This is a genomic window from Acinetobacter sp. YH1901141 (assembly GCF_013416935.1).
In the GTDB taxonomy this organism is placed as follows: Bacteria; Pseudomonadota; Gammaproteobacteria; order Pseudomonadales; family Moraxellaceae; genus Acinetobacter; species Acinetobacter towneri.
In genome coordinates this window covers 1-1,189 of record NZ_VPEY01000079.1, presented here as the reverse complement: position 1 = coordinate 1,189, position 1,189 = coordinate 1, and the positions used below count along the sequence as shown (strand labels likewise).

The following is a 1,189-nucleotide window of genomic DNA, read 5'->3' as shown; positions in this document are numbered from 1 at the left end:
AGACACACTACTCCATCCTATGGCAAAAACCATAAGAAAACAAAACCAAAGTTTTTTGGAGAGATGAGTCAACACGAATGCTATCTAGGAATAGAATTTAATCCAAAATATCTTAACGGAATTTCAAATATTTACAACCCAATATAATTTAGTAGTTTCTCTAAAAATAACATAATACACCTTATACGAAATTCTCTTTATTTATCTTTAAATTTCAGTATATTAGATCAAGCCGTTGTGGGGCATAGGGTACCAGAGCGGCTTTTTATTGATTATTTATGTTCCACGCTTAAAATTCGAACAATGTTTCATGATTTTTATAAGTTAAACTAAATTTAGTTGCCAATCCCAATAAGCTATTCACTAACTTGTAAATATCGGTATACCGCCTGACGACTAATCCCAAAAGCTTTTCCTAATGCCATTTTTGATGGATACTTCCCTTCCCTCCATGCTTGTCGTAAAGCTTCAGCTTGGTCAGGCTTTAGTTTATGCACCCGACCTTTGTACTTCCCCTGAGCAGAGGCGAGTTTTATTCCTTCCTTTTGCCGCTCTAAAATGATCTCACGTTCGAACTGTGCAAAAGCACCCATCAATTGCAGCATCAAATTATCCATCGGGGTGGATTCGGCCGTAAAAGTAATATTTTCTTTTACAAACTGGATGGCAATCCCTCGTTTGACCAGTTTATCTACTTCAGTGACCAAATCTTTCAGGCTTCGCGCAAAACGATCCATGGAATGTACAATCACCCTGTCCCCTTCCCGGACATAGTTCAACATTTCCTGAAATTTAGGTCGGTCAGTATTTTTACCTGAAGCACGGTCAACAAAAATCCGGTCGACTTCAATTCCCTCAAGTTGACGTCCAGTGTTTTGCTCGACAGAACTTACCCGGATATACCCTACTTTTTGGCCTTTCAATTTTTCACGCCCCAATTGGATAAAAATGAACAATTTCGTAAATTATAAATCTTTAATACTAAAGTTACATGTTATTTATGATTAGAAATCATTTAAATGATACATAATTTCATGAACTTTCAGATTGTAACTTTAGGGTATACTTTAAAGTTACACAAAACATCTATATGAAGACTAAAGTCCAAATTAGTGTTTATGTTGGTTCAATGTATTACATTTCGTATTTTCTATTTGTAACGTAATTTCAGTAATATTATGATTATGTT

1 protein-coding gene is annotated in these 1,189 nt (G+C 35.2%); it reads right to left on the bottom strand.

Features of this window, described 5'->3' with window-relative positions; translation table 11 throughout:
* Positions 1 to 356 precede the first annotated feature (356 nt).
* Complete coding sequence (locus FTV52_RS14560; RefSeq protein WP_004282172.1) at positions 357 to 923, bottom strand: recombinase family protein; 567 nt, start codon at positions 921 to 923, stop codon at positions 357 to 359.
* Positions 924 to 1,189: the final 266 nt, after the last annotated feature.